We start from the raw sequence: 15,708 nt of genomic DNA, 5'->3' as shown, positions 1-15,708 counted from the left end.
GTGCTGCGGGAGGTCAGCACGACGTTCGCGCCCGCGGCGGCGAGCGCCTCAGCCGCGCCCAGCCCGATGCCGCGCGAGGCGCCGGTCACGATCGCGGTACGGCCGGCCAGCCCGGCGGGGCCCGTCATCGGCGGCTCTCCGTCGTCCCGGCGTACTTGCGGAGCTCCTGGCGGGCGAGCGTGCGCTTGTGGACCTCGTCCGGCCCGTCGGCCAGGCGCAGCGTACGGAGGTGGGCCCAGAACGAGGCGAGCGGGAAGTCGTTGGTGACACCGCCGCCGCCGTGGACCTGGATGGCGCGGTCGACGACCTGGAGCGCCATGTTCGGGGCGTCGACCTTGATCGCGGCGATCTCCATCCGGGCGGCCTTGTTGCCGACCTGGTCCATCATCCAGGCGGCCTTGAGCGTGAGCAGGCGCGACTTCTCGATCTCGATGCGCGCCTCGGCGATCCAGTCCTGGATGTTGGAGCGCTCGGCGACCGGCTGCCCGAACGTCTCACGGGCCAGCGCCCGGGTGCACATCAGCTCCAGCGCGCGCTCGGCCGTGCCGATCGCCCGCATGCAGTGGTGGATGCGTCCCGGGCCGAGACGGGCCTGGCTGATCGCGAACCCTTCGCCCTCGCCGAGCAGCACGTCGCCGGCCGGGACGCGCACGTCGGTGAAGACGATCTCGGCGTGGCCCTCGCGGTCGACGTACCCGTAGACCGGGAGGCTGCGCACGAGGGTGACGCCGGGCGCGTCGATCGGGACGACCATCATCGACTGCTGGCGGTGGGTGGCGGCGCCCGGGTCGGTCTTGCCCATGACGATGAGCACCTTGCAGTTCTTGTGCATCGCGTTGGAGGCGAACCACTTGCGCCCGTTGAGGACGTACTCGTCGCCGTCGCGCTCCATCCGCAACTCGATGTTCGTCGCATCCGAGCTGGCCACGCCCGGCTCGGTCATCGCGAACGCCGACCGGATCGTGCCGTCGAGCAGCGGCTTGAGCCACCTCTCCTTGTGCTCGTCGGTGCCGAAGAGCGTGAGCACCTCCATGTTGCCCGTGTCGGGCGCCCCGCAGTTGCACGCCTCGGGCGCCAGGTGCGGGCTGCGGCCCATGATCTCCGCGAGCGGGGCGTACTCGAAGTTGGACAGCCCCGGTCCCCACTCCGGATGCGGGTGGAAGAGGTTCCACAGGCCCCGCCGCTTCGCCTCGGCCTTGAGCTCCTCGAGGACCGGCGGGTGGTGGTGCGGGTCATCGGAGGATCTCATCTGTTCCTCGTACACCGCCTCAGCCGGATACACGTGGCTGTCCATGAAGTCCAAGAGCTCCTCGGAGTACTTCTTCGCACGGTCAGACGTTTCGAACATCGACACTGCGTTCTCCTCATTCAGATGCGTCGGCGGACGGCTAACGGGTGCGAACATTGTATAGTTGAAGTCTATCTCAAGTTCAAGTCTGGGCGGCGTGCCCCGCGCCGCGTCAAGGAGGCCGCGATGCCGGAGAACGCCTACCCGCTCACCCCGAGCTCCCTCGACGAACTCCGGGATCTCATCGGGAAGGAGCTCGGCCCGACCGACTGGCACGAGGTCACCCAGGAGCGTGTGGACGCGTTCGCCGACGCCACCGGCGACCACCAGTGGATCCACGTCGACCCCGAGCGTGCGGCGGCCGGCCCGCTCGGCACCACGATCGCGCACGGGCTGTACACCCTCTCGCTGGAGTCCGCGTTCCTGTACGCGCTCCTGTCGTTCGAGGGGTTCGCCCACGGCCTCAACTACGGCTACGACAAGGTCCGCTTCCCGGCCCCGCTGCCGGTGGGCTCGCGGGTGCGCATGACGTCGACCCTGGTCGACGTGGCCGAGGTGACCGGCGGCATCCAGCTCCGCTTCCGGCAGACGTTCGAACGCGAGGGCGCGGACCGGCCGGTCTGCGTGGCGGAGTCGGTGGCGCGGGTGGTCGAGCGCTCCTGAGGGCCGGGCCGCGGGAGGCGGTCCACGGCGCGATTCGTGTCCGCGAGCCGCCCTGTCCCGGACTATCGTTGAACAGCACACACCAGAAGACGACGTCAGAACCAAGTGGACGTCAGGACCCAGTGAAGGAGACGCGCATGGCACGGCCGACGACGTCCCGCCGGGAGAGCGAGGCGAGCGCGACCGCATCCGAGCGCGAGCCCCCCCGCACGGCCCGCGGCGCGCGGACGAGGGCACGGCTCGTGCAGGCGGCGCGCAAGGTCTTCGAGCGTGACGGCTTCCTCGACGCGCGGCTCGCGGACATCACGACGGAGGCCGGCACCGCCGCTGGTTCGTTCTACACCTACTTCACCAGCAAGGAGGAGATCTTCCAGGCCGTGCTGGAGGAGATCCAGGAGGAGATGCTCCACCCCCACGTCCACGAGATGACCGACAGCGACGACCCCGTGAGCGTGATCGCGGCCAGCACCCGCGCCTACCTGCAGTCGTACGAACGCAACGCGAAGCTGATGCGGCTGCTGGAGCAGGTGGCCAACATCGACGACAAGTTCCGCGAGCTCCGCAAGCGCCGCTCGGACGCGTTCATGCGCCGCAACGCGCGCGCGATCCGGGACCTGCAGGCGCGCGGGCTGGCCGACCCGGCGCTCAACCCGATCCTGGCCGCCGGCGCGCTGTCGGGCATGGTCGCGCGCACCGCCTACACCAACTGGGTGCTGGGCGAGGACTGGGACCTCGACGAGCTCACCGACACGCTGACGCAGCTCTGGATCAACGCACTCAAGATCGCGCCGCGGGCGGCTCCCGGTCCAGACTCTCCAGGAACCGCAGCAGAAGGGCGTTGACCTCGTCGGCCCGCTCCTGCTGGATCCAGTGCCCGGCCCCGTCGAGGACGACGTTGCCACGCAGGTCGGTGAACGCGTCCTCGAGGTGCTTGGCGGGCATGAACCGGCGTACGGGGTCCTCCGAGCCGGTGACGAACAGCGCCGGCGACTCGATGACGCGCACCCCGAGCTCGCGGGCGATCTCCCAGTTGCGGTCGAGGTTGCGGTAGTAGTTCAGCCCGCCCGTGAACCCCGTGCGCTCGAACGCGTCGACGTAGACCTTCAGCTCGGCCTCGCTGAGCCAGCCCGGCAGCTCCGAGCCCGGCCGCTCGGAGCCCAGCAGCTCGGGGCCCGGGGAGAACGAGCCCGCCATCGTGCCGCGGGCGTCCTTTGCGAGCGCCTCGTCCGCGGGTCCCTCCTCCTGGAACCAGATCATGTAGAACCGGTCACCGAGGCGCTTGCGCAGGATCCGCGTGGGGGGCGCGGGCGCCGGCGGCGCGTACGGGACGCTCAGGCCCGCGACCCCGCGGACGCGGCCGGGGTGCGCGACCGCCACGTGCCACACCACGGAGGCGCCCCAGTCGTGCCCGACGAAGACGCCCTCCGGCTCGTCCAGGGCGTCGAGTAGGCCTACGAGGTCGGCCGCCAGCTCGCCGGCGTGGTACGCGCCCACGTCCGCGGGCCGGCTGCTGCGCCCGAAGCCGCGCATGTCCGGGACGACCACGCGGTACCCGGCACCGGCGAGCGCCGGCACCTGGTGGCGCCAGGAGTAGGCCAGTTCGGGGAACCCGTGGGCGAGCACGACGACCGGCCCCTCCCCTACGACGTAGGTGCTCAGGTCGATGCCGTTGACGGGGATGACGGCGGGCGTGAGTGAGTCCATGGGCCGTACTCTAGGCCGCCCACCAACCTGAAGCCATATTCACCTCAGGTCCCGGCCCAGCGCGCCCGCACTACAGGTTCCCGCCGAGCGATATCGGCATTCACACTTGAAGATGAGTGCGATCTCAAGTACGTTCCCGCTCAAGACGTTCCCGTGGCAGGTGGCGGACGTCACACAGCGAAGGTGGGCCAGCATGGTCAATGTCGCCGGCGCGGTCCGCTCGGCCGCATACGTCCTGCCCCCCGGCGAGGTGGGCGAGGTGTACATCACCGGGCCCACCTTCATGAAGGGCTACTGGAACGGTCCCGACGCCACCGCGCAGTCACCGTGCTCTCCCCCGGCTCCACGGTGACCGGCGAGGAGATCCGCGCGTGGGCCGGGCAGCGGCTGCCGGCGTACAAGTCCAGGCTTTCCACCCCGTCCGTACCAAGCACCAGCACGAGGATGATCGATGAAGTTCCGGAGAATCGCGGTTAGGGCGACGCTGCCCGCGCTCATGGTCATGGCGGCCGCCTGTGGTGGCTCGCCCGGCAAGGATTCCGACAACGGTTCCGACAAGGGCGCCGGCAAGACGTACTCGATCGGCATCGTCCAGTTCGCGTCCAGCGACGAGACGAGCGAGACGGCCATCAAGGCGTACGTGGAGTACGCCCAGAAGCAGGGGTGGGAGGTCAGCAAGGTCGATCCGCAGGGCTCGGTCGACAAGGCGATCAGCGCGATGAACGACTACGTCCAGAAACGTGTCGACGCGATCGTCGCCACGGTGTTCCCCAGTGATTCGCTCACCGCGGGGGTCCGGGCCGCGACCGCCGCGGGGATCCCTGTGATCTCGTTCGCGGGCGGAACCGCCGCCGGAGTGCCTATCAACATGGACGGTGGCCGGCCGAACGCCGCCGAGGGCGCCAAGCTGCTGGTCAAGGACCTCGGGAGCACCGGAAACCTGCTGGTCCTCGGCTACAAGAGCGGTCTGCCGTGCCTCGGCCGCGAGGAACAGCTGATGGACACGGTGAAGGGCACCGGCATCCAGGTGACCCGCAACGAGGTTCCGATCCCCGGACAGGTCGAAGCGGCCACCCGGTTCACTCAGGCGTGGCTGGCCAAGCACCCCGCCGGGAGCGGACCTCTGGCGGTCTGGGGCTGCTTCGACGACCCGGCCCTCGGCGCGGTCAGCGCCCTGCGCCAGGCCGGCCGTGACGACGTCCGCGTCTACGGCATCAACGGCACTCCGGCCGCGTTGCGCGCGGTCAAGGCCGGCGACCTGCGCGCCACCGCCTTCGTCGACGTCGCCGCCATCGGCCTGGCCATCGCGCAGAGAACGCCTGCGATCATCGCGGCCGGGCCCGACGCCAAGCCCGAGGACGTCGCCATCCCGACGTTCCTCGTCACCACCGAAAACTACGACGAGTTCGTCAAGAAGTACCCGGCCGCCAAATGAACCGCGCGATCCAGACGAAGGGCCCGGCCGTGCGCGACGCGGAGGAGGCCGACCCGGGGCAGCGGCCACGGCGGCTCGGGGTGAGCCTGCGCATGGAGGGCATCTCCAAGCAGTTCGGCGGGGCGCGCGCGCTGGACGGCGTCTCCATCTCGCTGGCGCCGGGCGAGATTCTCGCCCTCTGCGGAGCCAACGGTGCGGGCAAGTCGACCCTGGTGAGAATCCTCGCGGGCGCCGAGCAGGCGGACTCGGGCCGGATCCTGCTCGACGGTGGCGAGGTCCAGATCGACAGCCCCCGCACCGCCACCGAGCTGGGTCTGAGCTTCGTGCACCAGGAGCTCAACCTGGTGCCGAAGTTCACCGGGCTGCAGAACATGGCGATGGGACTGAGATCGACCCGCTCGCTGGGCATCCTCGACCGCAAGGCGCTGCGCGCCAGGGCCGGGGAGGTCGGCGAGATGCTCGGTCATCAGATCGTGCTCGACGTCCCCGTCGAGCGGCTCCCCGTGGCCGAGCGGTGGATGGTGTCGCTCGGACGCGGCCTGATGCGACCGGCCCACCTCGTCGCGCTCGACGAACCCACGGCCTCGTTCACCGACGAGGAGGCCGAGCGCCTGTACCGGGTGATCGAGCAGCTGACCGCGAGCGGCGTCGGCATCCTCTACATCTCCCACCGCCTGGAAGAGGTGCTGCGGATCGCCGACCGCATCTGCGTCATGCGCAACGGGAGCGTAGTCGGGAGCTACGGATCCGAGTCGCTCGACGTCCGGACGCTGACCCACCACATCGTGGGCCGTGAGGTCGAGTCGATCGAGAGGCGTGGCCCCGCGGCGCCGAGCGGCGAGCGGGTGCGCCTGTCCGTGCGCGGCCTCGGCCGGCCTCCCCGAGTCCGCGCAGTGGACTTCGACCTGCACGAGGGCGAGATCCTCGGCATCGCCGGACTGGTCGGGTCCGGCCGGACCGAGATCGCCCGGCTGCTCGTCGGCGCCGACGCCGCGACGGAGGGCGAGATGGTTCTCGACGGCGAGCCCTACCGGGCGCGCACACCTCACGAGGCGATCCGCCGCGGAGTGTGCCTGGTCCCCGAGGAGAGACGCAGCCAGGGCCTCGTCCTGGCCGACAGCATCGAGAGCAACCTCCAGATGGCCGCGGTGGGGGCCACTCCCCGCATGTCGGCCGTGCACCGGCCCCGGGCGTCGCGGCGGATCGCCCGGTCGCTGATCGAGCGCTTCGCGGTCAAGTCGCGCTCCCCCAAGGAGGCCGTCCACCGGCTCAGCGGCGGCAACCAGCAGAAGGTCGTCGTCGGCAAGTACGTGCGCAACGAGCCCAGCGTGCTGATCCTCGACGAACCGACCGTGGGCGTCGATGTCGGCGCCCGCGCGGAGATCTACGGCATCGTCGCCGAGCTCGCCGCCACGGGGACGTCGGTGCTGATGATCTCCAGCGACTTCGACGAGCTCGCCGTCTGCCACCGGGTGCTGGTGGTGCGCGGGGGCACGGTGGTCGCCTCGGTCGAGGGCGCCGGCGCGACGAAGGACCGGCTCACCCAACTCTGCTTCGCGCACGTCGACGACCAGGAGATCGCATGATCACCACACTCCAGCCCCCCATCGCCCAGCCCTGGTCGGCGCACCTGTGGCAGCGGCTCGGCCGGTACGGCGCGCTCATCATGCTCGCCACGCTCATCGTGGTCATGTCGGTGCTCGAACCCGACACGTTCGCCACCGGGAGCAACGTGGTCAACGTCCTCAACCAGAGCGCGCTGTCGGCCGTCATCGCGATGGGGCTGACGTTCACCCTGGTCACCGGGGAGTTCGACCTGAGCATCGGCAGCACCGCCAGCCTCGCGGGGGTCATCGCCTGCACCCTGATGCTCGACGACGTGTCGATCCCGCTGGCGATCCTGGCCGGTGTGGCGGTCGGCGTCGTCATCGGCCTGCTCAACGGCCTGGTGGTCACGGTCCTGGGCGTCAACGCGCTCGTCGCGACTCTCGGGATCGGCACGGTGGCCGTCGGCGCGAACTACGCCATCGCCGGCGGCCTGCCCGTCAGCCTGCGCGATCCCGACGCCTTCCTGCAGATCAGCCTCGGACGGTTCGCCGGCATCCCGTACCCGGTCTACATCATGGTCGGACTGGCCGTGCTCGCCTGGCTGCTGCTCAACCGCACGGTGCTCGGACAGTCGATGCAGGCGGTCGGCGGCAACGCCGTCGCCGCGAGCCTGTCCGGCATCCGGGTCAACCGCGTGCGCGTCATCGGTTTCGTCATCTGCGGCACCCTCGCCGCCCTGACCGGCGTGCTCCTCGCGACCCGTACCGGGAGCGCCGCGGTCTCGGCGGGTGACACCTACCTGCTCGCCGCGTTCGCGGCGGCGTTCTTCGGCTCGGCCGTCCTGCGCGACGGCCAGTTCCACATCCTCGGCACCATCGTCGGTGTCGTCACCGTCGCGGTCGGCTTCAACGCCATCGCGTTGCTGGGTATGGAGACGTACTGGCAGTACCTGTTCCAGGGCGTCGTGCTGATCGTCGGCGTCGGCGTCGGCACGGTTGCGCGGCGCAGGGCCGCGGCCTAAATATTGAATCCGACTTCAACTTCGACTAGACTGCCGGAACCTGGTCACAGAAGCCGGGGAGGACTCACATGAACATCGCATCTCACCTCTGGGCGAGAGCCGACCAGGAGCCCGTTCGGCCGGCCATCCGATCAGACCGTGGAAACCTGACCTACTCCCGACTGCGCGCTGCATGCGGCCAGGTGGCACAGGCCGTGCTGCTGGCCGGGTTCCGGCCCGGGGAACGCGTCGTCCTGATCGCCCCGACCATCTTCGAGTTCCCCATCGCGTACTACGGACTCCAGGCAGCCGGACTCACGGTCATCACGATGAACCCGATGGCCACCTCCACCGAGATCGAGTACGTCCTGCGGGATTCCGGCGCGACCCTGGTGCTCGGCTGGCACGAGTGCGACGCAGCCGCCGAGGCCGCGGCCGGACGCGTACACGTCGAGCACTGGAAGCTTCACCCCGGCGCGTCCTTCGACGTCACACCGCTCGCCGAGCCGTGTCCACAGGACCCCGCGGACACGGCCGTGATCCTCTACACGTCGGGCACCACGGGCAACCCCAAAGGCGCGGAGCTCACGGCGTCGAACCTGCTCTCGACGGCGGACGCTGTGCGGCGCGTGATGGCCCTGACCGATGCCGACCGTTTCGGCACCGCGCTGCCGCTCTTCCATGTCTTCGGTCAAGCGGTGATCATGAACACCGTCTTGGCGGCAGGCGGTTCACTGTCCCTGCTCACGCGGTTCGACGCGCGCGAGGCACTGGAGCTGGTGCGGCGCGACCGCCTGACCGGTTTCGCCGGCGTTCCCACGATGTGGAACGCGATGCTGCAAGCCTCCGAGGGGTTCGGTCCCGCCGACCTGGCCGACCTGCGCCTGGGGGTCTCAGGCGGCGCGTCGCTGCCGGTCGAGGTCCTCCGCACGTTCCAGGAGCGCTTCGGATGCACCATTCTCGAGGGTTACGGACTGACGGAGACAACCGGGCTGGGGACCTTCAACGCTCCCCCACGCCCGGGAACCGTCGGTGTCGCGGTGCCCGGCACGTCCGTCGAGATCCGCAAGGACGGCGCGCCCGCGCCCGCCGGGGAGGCGGGCGAGGTCTTCATCAAGGGGCCCGGGGTCATGAAGGGCTACTGGAACCGCCCGGAGGCGACCGCTGAGGAACTCGCCGACGGCTGGCTCAGGACCGGAGACCTCGGGGTTCTCGACGACGGCGGCTACCTCACGATCGTCGGCCGGCTGAAGGAGCTCATCATCCGCGGCGGGTACAACGTGTACCCGCGCGAGGTCGAGGAAGTGCTCTACCAGCACCCCGACATCGTCGAGGCGGCCGTGGTCGGCGTCCCCCACGAGCACTACGGCGAAGAGGTCGGCGCGGTGATCGCTCTTCGTCCGGGAGCCGAGCTCACACCTGACGCCCTCCGCTCGTGGGCCAAGGAGCGCCTGTCGGCGTACAAGGTGCCCAGGCTGTTCAGATTCGTTTCCTCGCTGCCCAAGGGGCCGACCGGGAAGATCCTCAAGCGAGCCATCGATCGCGCCACCCTCTCATGACGCCGAGCGGTCCCGCCCGGCGCTTCCCTCGCAGGTCCCTCGCAGCTTCCTCGCAGCTCGGAGCCACCGCGGCGAACGACAGCAAGCATTGCCGAACAAGATAGCCGAGACCGTCAGGAGCCTTCCATGACCGAAGTCCAGACCGCCCGCGGACCCGTCGATTCGAGCCGCCTGGGCAGGACCCTGGTGCACGAGCACGTGTTCGTGCTCGGCGAGGAGTACCGCAACAACTACCAGGACGACTGGGACGAGGAACAGAAGATCGCCGACGCGGTGGCCGACCTCAACGAGCTCAAGCGGCTCGGGATCGACACGATCATGGACCCGACCGTGCTCGGGCTGGGGAGGTACATCCCCAGAATCCAGAAGATCGCCGAGCGGACCGACCTCAACGTCATCGTCGCGACCGGGCTCTACACCTTCAATGACATCCCGCACCAGTTCCACTACCGGGGCCCGGGACTTCTCGTCGACATCCCCGAACCGCTGACCGACCTGTTCATCAAGGACCTCACCAAGGGCATCGGCGACACCGGCGTCCGCGCGGCGTTCCTCAAGTGCGCCATCGACGAGCCCGGGCTCACCCCCGGCGTGGAGCGGGTGATGCGGGCCGCCGGCCAGGCCGCCGTCCACACCGGTGCGCCGATCACCGTGCACACGCACGCCGGCACCCACTCGGGGCTCGTGGTGCAGCGGGTCCTCGCCGAGGAAGGCGTCGACCTCTCCCAGGTGATCATCGGGCACTCGGGCGACAGCACCGACCTGGACTACCTCAGCAAGCTCGCGGAGGCCGGGTCCCTGCTCGGCATGGACCGCTTCGGGCTCGACGTCTTCCTCCCCCTGCGGGACCGCATCGACACGATCGTGGAGCTGGTCCGGCGCGGCTACGGGGGCAGCATCGTCATCTCACACGACGCCTCCTGCTTCATCGACTTCATCAGCACCGAGCAGAGGCACGCAATCGCGCCGAACTGGAACTACCGGCACATCAGCGAGGACGTCCTGCCGGCCCTGTTCGAAGCGGGGCTCACCGAGACCGACATCGACATGATCCTGGTCGCCAACCCGCGCCGCCACTTCGAGGGGTCCGCCGGCAGGCCCTGACCGATCCGAACGACCTCGCCGAAACCGCCGACGCATCGAAACCCACTAACAGGAGAACCAATGAGCAAGCCCCTCCAAGGTCGAGTCGCAGTGATCACCGGATCCAGCCGCGGCCTGGGTCGCGAATTCGCGCTGCGGCTCGCCCGGGAAGGCGCTGACATCGTCATCACCGGCAAGAGCGAATCCGACAGCGAGCAGCTCCCCGGCACCATCTACTCGGTCGCCGAGGAGGTGCGCCGCCTCGGCCGCCGCGCCCTGCCACTCAAGGTGAACGTCCGGAACGAGGCGGATGTCAAGAACATGGTCGACCGCACGGTCGGCGAGTTCGGCAGGCTGGACATCCTCATCAACAACGCGGGTGCGCTCTGGTGGGAGCGCGTCATCGACACCCCGCCCAACAGGGTGGCGCTCATGTACGAGGTCAACCTGCGGGCCAGCTACTACGCGACGTACCACGCCCTGCCACACATGATCGCCGGAGGGTGGGGCCACATCATCATGAACAGTCCGCCCATCGCGGTCGAGGCCACGCCCGGGTACGCGATGTACTACTGCTCGAAGATGGGGATGACCCGGCTGGCGATCGGTGTCGCCGCCGAACACCACGACGACAACGTCGCGGCGAACAGCCTGTGGCCGGCGACACCGATCGAGTCCTACGCCACGAAGAACTGGTCCGAGGAGAAGATGGGCCGCCCCGATCAGTGGCGCACTCCGGAGATCATGTGTGACGCGCTGATGGAGATCCTTTCCTCCGAGCCGAAGGCCTGCACGGGCCGGCAGATCATCGACGAGCAGTTCCTGCGCGAACGGGGCTGGAGCGACGAGCGCATCGACGCGTACTGGACGACCGGCGCGCCCCCGCCGGACCCGATGTGGATCGACCAGCGCGCCTACCAGAAACAGTGAACGGCGACGACCACGTCCGTCCGGCCAGGACTGTCAGGACGCCTTCCTCTGGAACGGTGGCGAAGGTCAACAGCGCTTTCGTCGACCAGGTCGACGGCTTCAGCGTGATCGGCACGGCCGGCACCGGCGAACAGGCCCTCGCCCGCATCGCCGACCCGCGGCCCGACCTGGTGCTGCTCGACCTCTACCTGCCCGACGCGGCCTGGAGGTCATCTCAGGGTCGCGCGGCGGGCCGCGGACGGGCCCGGGGTGACGGCGGGCGGGATCGCGGCCATCAGCGGCAACCCTTCTCGGGCGTCTCGACGCAGCTGCGGTCGGCGGGGACGGCGGCCACCGCGACGACCGCGCTGCGCAGGTCGTCCAGCGCGTGCCCAAGGCGCGGGTCGGCCAGCTCGTAGCGGACGCGGCGGCCCACCGGCACCGTGACCACCAGCCCGCAGTCGCGAAGGCAGGCCAGATGGTTGGACAGCCGTGTACGGGAGGCCCCGCCCGTCCGCGAACCAGCCGTGACCTGCTGGCGGGAAGGCTTTGGTCCTGGACATGACACGTCCTACGCTGCTCATGCACGGGCATCCAGCACGGTCAGGTCACCGGCTTCGCCCGCAATGCCATACCCGATGTGAGGCGGACCCGGATCGGGGCGTGCAGGCCCGCCTACTCGCCACTTATACCCCCAGGGCGTATATTGCGGTAGCTGTAGGCCGGGGAGGTCGTGGTGAGCGAGAACCTAGAGGACCTGAAGGAACGCAGTACGGCGGTGCTGGACGTGAGCGGCGTGCAATGGGCGTCGGAGCAGAACGTGGTCGCCGCCGTGCTGGGCCGCCACCCAGGGGTGATCGAGGTGGAGGTCAACCCCGTGTCGCAGACGGCGACCGTGGTGTTCGACCCGCGGGTGACCTCGGTGGCCGAGCTGCGCCGGTGGGTGGAGGAGTGCGGCTACCACTGCGCCGGGCAGTCGGTGCCCGCCCATGTCTGCGACCCGATGGCCGAACCCGACCCGCCGGCGGACGACCACGCACACCACCAGGGAACCGCGACGGTCCAGACGGTCCGCGACGTGCGTCCTCCAGCCGAGCACGACAAGCACGTGCCGTCTCCGCGCGAGGCGATGGGCCACGGCGGTCACGGCGGCATGTCGATGGAGGCCATGGCCGCCGACATGCGCAACCGCTTCCTGGTGGCCGCGGTGCTGTCCGTCCTGATCACGATCTGGTCGCCGATGGGCCGCGAGATGCTGGGACTGCGACTGCCGGTGCCGCTCGGGCTGCGTGAGGACGTCTGGGCGCTGCTGCTCAGCCTCCCGGTCGTCTTCTACTCGTCGTGGATCTTCTTCGACGGCGCCGTGCGGGCGTTGCGGGCGCGCACGTTGGACATGATGGTGCTGGTCGCCGTGGCGATCGGCGCCGGCTGGCTGTACTCGGTGTACATCACGCTGACCGGCGGCGGAGAGGTGTTCTACGAGGCGGCGGCGATGCTCGCGACGTTCGTGCTGCTCGGCCACTGGCTGGAGATGCGGGCCCGAGGCGGCGCCAACGACGCGATCCGCGCCCTTCTCGACCTGGCCCCGCCCAAGGCGCTGGTGATCCGCGACGGCGTGCAGGTGGAGATCCCCACCGCCGAGGTCGCCGCCGGCGACATCCTGCTGGTACGTCCCGGCTCGAAGATCCCGGTCGACGGCGAGGTCGTCGACGGCGGGAGCGAGGTGGACGAGTCGATGGTCACCGGCGAGAGCCTGCCGGTGCACAAGGCCCCCGGCTCCACGGTCATCGGCGCGACCATCAACAGGAACGGCACCCTGCGCGTCCGGGCCACCAAGGTCGGCGCCGACACCGCGCTCGCCCAGATCGTCAAGCTGGTCCAGCAGGCGCAGAACTCCAAGGCGCCGGGCCAGCGGCTGGCCGACCGGGCGGCGTTCTGGCTGGTGCTGGTCGCGCTCGTCGGCGGCGCGCTGACCTTCACGGTCTGGTTGCTGTCCGGGGCCGCCGCGGGCACGGCGATGCTGTTCGCCATCACCGTCGTGGTGATCACCTGCCCGGACGCGCTGGGCCTGGCCACCCCCACCGCCATCATGGTGGGCACCGGGCTGGGCGCCAGGCGCGGCGTGCTGTTCAAGAACGCGATGGCGCTGGAGACCGCCGCCCGGGTCCAGGCCGTGGTCATGGACAAGACCGGCACCCTGACCAAAGGGGAACCAGAGGTCACCGACGTGATCGCCCAGGGAATCGCCGAGCACGAACTGCTCCGGCTTGTGGCCGCGGTCGAGCGTGAGTCCGAGCACCCGCTGGCCGAGGCCATCGTCCGCCACGCCGACCGGGCGGAGGTGCCGTCAGCTCAAGCGGTCACGTTCGAGAACGTCCCGGGCCACGGCGCGATCGCCGAGGTGGGCGGCCACCGCGTGGTCGTCGGCAACCGCCGCCTGATGGACGCCGAGGGCGTCGAGCCCGGCGAACTGGCCGCCCGCCGTGAGGAACTGGCAGCGGGCGGGCGCACCGCCGTGTTCGCCGCCGTGGAAACTGGCCGCCCGCCGTGAGGAACTGGCAGCGGGCGGGCGCACCGCCGTGTTCGCCGCCGTGGACGGCCGGGCGGCGGGGCTCATCGGCATCGCCGACGCCCCGCGTGAGACCTCCGCGGCGGCGGTCGCCGCCCTGCACCGGGCCGGTATCGAGGTGATCATGTTGACCGGCGACAACGAGGCCACCGCCCGGCGCATCGCCGAACGCCTCGGCATCGACACGGTCATCGCCGACGTGCTGCCCGGCGACAAGGCCGCCAAGATCGCCGAGCTGCAGCGCGGCGGGCGGAAGGTGGCCATGGTCGGCGACGGCGTGAACGACGCGCCCGCGCTGGCGCGGGCCGACCTGGGCATCGCGATCGGCGCGGGCACCGACGTCGCGATCGAGACCGCCGATGTCGTGCTGATGCGTTCCGACCCGCTGGACGTGCCCACGGCGCTGGCCATCGGCCGGGGCACATTGAGGAAGATGCGCCAGAACCTTGGCTGGGCGGTCGGCTACAACGCCGTCGCGCTGCCGATCGCGGCCGGCGCCTTCGAGCCCGCCTTCGGGCTGGTGCTCCGGCCGGAGGTCGCCGCCCTGTCCATGTCGGGTTCGAGCTTCATCGTCGCGGTCAACGCCCTCATGCTCAAACGCCTCCACCTGCCCCGGCCGTCCGCGCCTCACGACGCCTGAGCGGGCACTTCGCCCGTTTCCCCCCAGGGTTTCACGCGCGGTGGCGGTAGAGCCGGGAACCGCGCCGACCTCGTTCGACAGCACATCGTAGACCGGCGCGCCGACCTGCAGCGCATGCCGTCCCATGCCAGGCGTTCCTCCTATCTTGGGGAGGGTTGTAGCGGCATCTGTGCAGGGAACGAATGATCGAACGCGTGGTAGGCCGAGGGCGCCACCTGTCACGGTGGGCTCTGCTCGTGCTGCTCGTCATCGGCGTCTGCGGCATGCACACCCTCGGCCATCCTGGCTCCTCTCACGGTCAGAGTGAGACGGCGGTGGCGTCGATGCCCATGGGACACATGCCGCCTTCGATCATGGACGGCGCCGTCTCCTCGAGTGGAGAGCTGCCGGACCTCGATCCCGGCACGGTGTGCCTGGCCGTGCTCACTTCCCTGCTGCTGCTGTTCCTGGACGCCCGGCGCGGACGTCTGATCGGCCGGGGAGAGACACCGTTCGCGGCCGGGCCGGACACGGGTCGAGCGGGCAGGCCGCCACCCCGGTTCATGGCCCTCGAACTCATTCGCGTGTCGGTGCTTCGCGTATAGGCCGATCAGTCTCGCGACACACGGCCACACCTACTTCCGACACGACAGGAGTCGCTTCACCATGTTCACCAACCGATCGCGCATCCAGCGGATCGCGTCCGCCGCAGTCGCCGGGACCGGCGCGCTCGTCCTGTTCACCGCCTGCGGCGGCGGCGACAGTTCGACGTCGGGGCGCGCCACGCCCACGACCGGCGGCGTCGCCGCCACGCCCACCGGCACGCGGCAGGGAGCCTCGTTCAACGACGCGGACGCGACGTTCGCGCAGATGATGATCCCGCACCACCAGCAGGCCGTGGAGATGGCCGAGCTGGCCGAGACCCGCGCCTCCGATCCCGAGGTCAAGGAGCTGGCCGCGAAGATCAAGGCCGCCCAGGACCCGGAGATCAAGATCATGCAGGGCTGGCTCGAGGAATGGGGCAAGCCCGTGCCCACCGGCACGGAAGGCATGGGGCACATGGATCACGGCATGCCCGGCATGATGTCAGCCGAGGACATGAAGAAGCTCGAAGGGGCCAAGGAGGCCACGTTCGACAAGCGCTTCACGCAGATGATGATCGCCCACCACGAGGGCGCGATCGAGATGGCCAGGACCGAGCAGGCGAAGGGCGTCAACCCTGAGGCCAAGGAATTGGCCAAGACCATCGAGACGTCCCAGCAGGCCGAGGTCGAGCAGATGCGGAAGATCCTCGACCGGCTCTGACGCCTCGCGCCGGGCGCCCCGACCGG

Annotated in this window: 16 protein-coding genes and 1 pseudogene; 13 read left to right on the top strand and 4 right to left on the bottom strand. The window is 69.9% G+C overall.

Annotated elements, in window-relative coordinates:
• On the bottom strand, positions 1–128 hold a 128-nt coding region (locus DQW85_RS13865; RefSeq protein WP_113700729.1), incomplete at its 3' end, for an SDR family NAD(P)-dependent oxidoreductase.
• Entirely contained in the window at positions 125–1,348 is a 1,224-nt protein-coding gene (locus tag DQW85_RS13860) for an acyl-CoA dehydrogenase family protein (RefSeq protein WP_205315107.1), read from the bottom strand. The genes DQW85_RS13865 and DQW85_RS13860, both read right to left, overlap by 4 nt.
• A gap of 126 nt (positions 1,349–1,474) precedes the next feature.
• On the opposite strand from DQW85_RS13860, the gene DQW85_RS13855 reads away from it, so the two are divergent.
• Both DQW85_RS13855 and DQW85_RS13850 read left to right on the top strand, forming a co-directional pair.
• Entirely contained in the window at positions 1,475–1,951 is a 477-nt protein-coding gene (locus DQW85_RS13855) for a MaoC family dehydratase (protein WP_113700727.1), read from the top strand.
• Between the two features lie 137 nt (positions 1,952–2,088).
• Positions 2,089–2,793, top strand: coding sequence for a TetR/AcrR family transcriptional regulator (locus DQW85_RS13850; protein WP_113700726.1), 705 nt, complete (start codon positions 2,089–2,091; stop codon positions 2,791–2,793).
• Here DQW85_RS13850 and DQW85_RS13845 read toward each other — a convergent pair.
• Positions 2,729–3,655 (bottom strand): alpha/beta fold hydrolase, encoded by a 927-nt coding sequence (locus tag DQW85_RS13845; RefSeq protein ID WP_113700725.1) that lies wholly within the window; start codon positions 3,653–3,655, stop codon positions 2,729–2,731. The two genes, DQW85_RS13850 and DQW85_RS13845, sit on opposite strands and share 65 nt — an antisense overlap.
• A 193-nt stretch (positions 3,656–3,848) precedes the next feature.
• Here DQW85_RS13845 and DQW85_RS13840 point away from each other — a divergent pair, with 193 nt between their 5' ends.
• From DQW85_RS13840 to DQW85_RS13810, 7 genes are all read left to right on the top strand, one after another.
• Positions 3,849–4,007 (top strand): AMP-binding protein, encoded by a 159-nt coding sequence (locus DQW85_RS13840; protein ID WP_205315106.1) that lies wholly within the window; start codon positions 3,849–3,851, stop codon positions 4,005–4,007.
• 99 nt (positions 4,008–4,106) lie between these two features.
• The gene (locus tag DQW85_RS13835) at positions 4,107–5,090 is read left to right on the top strand and encodes a sugar ABC transporter substrate-binding protein (RefSeq protein WP_113700723.1); all 984 of its coding nucleotides are present in this window, start codon (positions 4,107–4,109) and stop codon (positions 5,088–5,090) included.
• Positions 5,087–6,676, top strand: a complete 1,590-nt coding sequence (locus DQW85_RS13830) for a sugar ABC transporter ATP-binding protein (protein WP_113700722.1) — start codon at positions 5,087–5,089, stop codon at positions 6,674–6,676. The genes DQW85_RS13835 and DQW85_RS13830 overlap by 4 nt, the downstream gene beginning before the upstream one ends.
• Positions 6,673–7,659 carry an ABC transporter permease gene (locus DQW85_RS13825; protein ID WP_113700721.1) on the top strand — a complete coding sequence of 329 codons (987 nt, stop codon included), beginning with the start codon at positions 6,673–6,675 and terminating at the stop codon, positions 7,657–7,659. Before DQW85_RS13830 ends, DQW85_RS13825 begins: the two co-directional genes overlap by 4 nt.
• A gap of 68 nt (positions 7,660–7,727) precedes the next feature.
• Positions 7,728–9,197 (top strand): long-chain-fatty-acid--CoA ligase, encoded by a 1,470-nt coding sequence (locus tag DQW85_RS13820; protein WP_113700720.1) that lies wholly within the window; start codon positions 7,728–7,730, stop codon positions 9,195–9,197.
• A gap of 126 nt (positions 9,198–9,323) precedes the next feature.
• Complete coding sequence (locus DQW85_RS13815) at positions 9,324–10,301, top strand: phosphotriesterase family protein (protein WP_113700719.1); 978 nt, start codon at positions 9,324–9,326, stop codon at positions 10,299–10,301.
• Between the two features lie 60 nt (positions 10,302–10,361).
• Complete coding sequence (locus DQW85_RS13810; RefSeq protein WP_113700718.1) at positions 10,362–11,210, top strand: SDR family oxidoreductase; 849 nt, start codon at positions 10,362–10,364, stop codon at positions 11,208–11,210.
• Positions 11,211–11,484: 274 nt separating this feature from the next.
• On the opposite strand, the pseudogene DQW85_RS48515 reads toward DQW85_RS13810, so the two are convergent.
• A pseudogene (locus tag DQW85_RS48515) lies at positions 11,485–11,697 on the bottom strand (ArsR/SmtB family transcription factor); the annotation flags it as partial.
• 228 nt (positions 11,698–11,925) lie between these two features.
• Here DQW85_RS48515 and DQW85_RS13800 point away from each other — a divergent pair.
• The 4 genes from DQW85_RS13800 (at position 11,926) to DQW85_RS13790 (ending at position 15,682) form a co-directional block, all read left to right on the top strand.
• Entirely contained in the window at positions 11,926–13,740 is a 1,815-nt protein-coding gene (locus DQW85_RS13800; RefSeq protein WP_205315104.1) for a heavy metal translocating P-type ATPase, read from the top strand.
• On the top strand, positions 13,673–14,398 hold the full coding sequence (locus DQW85_RS45820) for an HAD-IC family P-type ATPase (protein ID WP_205315103.1): 726 nt from the start codon (positions 13,673–13,675) through the stop codon (positions 14,396–14,398). The genes DQW85_RS13800 and DQW85_RS45820 overlap by 68 nt, the downstream gene beginning before the upstream one ends.
• Positions 14,399–14,580: 182 nt before the next feature.
• The gene (locus tag DQW85_RS13795) at positions 14,581–14,982 is read left to right on the top strand and encodes a DUF6153 family protein (RefSeq protein WP_113700717.1); all 402 of its coding nucleotides are present in this window, start codon (positions 14,581–14,583) and stop codon (positions 14,980–14,982) included.
• A 61-nt stretch (positions 14,983–15,043) separates the two neighbouring features.
• The gene (locus tag DQW85_RS13790) at positions 15,044–15,682 is read left to right on the top strand and encodes a DUF305 domain-containing protein (protein WP_113700716.1); all 639 of its coding nucleotides are present in this window, start codon (positions 15,044–15,046) and stop codon (positions 15,680–15,682) included.
• Positions 15,683–15,708: the final 26 nt, after the last annotated feature.

This window comes from Nonomuraea lactucae (assembly GCF_003313395.1).
In the GTDB taxonomy this organism is placed as follows: domain Bacteria; phylum Actinomycetota; class Actinomycetes; order Streptosporangiales; family Streptosporangiaceae; genus Nonomuraea; species Nonomuraea lactucae.
This window is presented reverse-complemented; position numbering and strand designations above follow the sequence as displayed.